Source organism: Thermorhabdus hydrogeniformans, from assembly GCF_049310025.1.
Taxonomy (GTDB): domain Bacteria; phylum Bacillota; class Thermosediminibacteria; order Thermosediminibacterales; family Tepidanaerobacteraceae; genus JBJYKD01.
Genome location: NZ_JBJYKD010000131.1, coordinates 1 through 274, shown reverse-complemented (window position 1 = coordinate 274; position 274 = coordinate 1). Strand labels below are relative to the sequence as shown.

General features: G+C 45.3%; 1 protein-coding gene. It reads left to right on the top strand.

Going from position 1 to position 274, the window contains the following annotated elements; all coding sequences use genetic code 11:
- Positions 1-274: IS66 family transposase (locus ACKX14_RS15800; RefSeq protein WP_422449344.1), on the top strand; the 274-nt coding region annotated here is incomplete at both ends.

Below are 274 nucleotides of genomic sequence, written 5' to 3'. Positions count from 1 at the left end.
AAATTCTTCAAGGAAATCTACAAGCTGGAGGATGAGTACAGGGATCTGGCTCCAGAAGAGAGATATGAAAAACGCCTTGAGAACACTAAGCCAATACTGGATGGCTACAGAAGGTGGCTTGAAGATGAGAGCAAGAAGACCCTGCCAAAGAGCAAACTTGGAGAAGCCATAAACTACTCCCTAAAACAGTGGGATAGCCTTGTGGTATTCCTAAAAGATGGCAGGCTAAGCTGCGATAATAACCTTGCGGAACGTGGAATCAAGCCATTCGTAC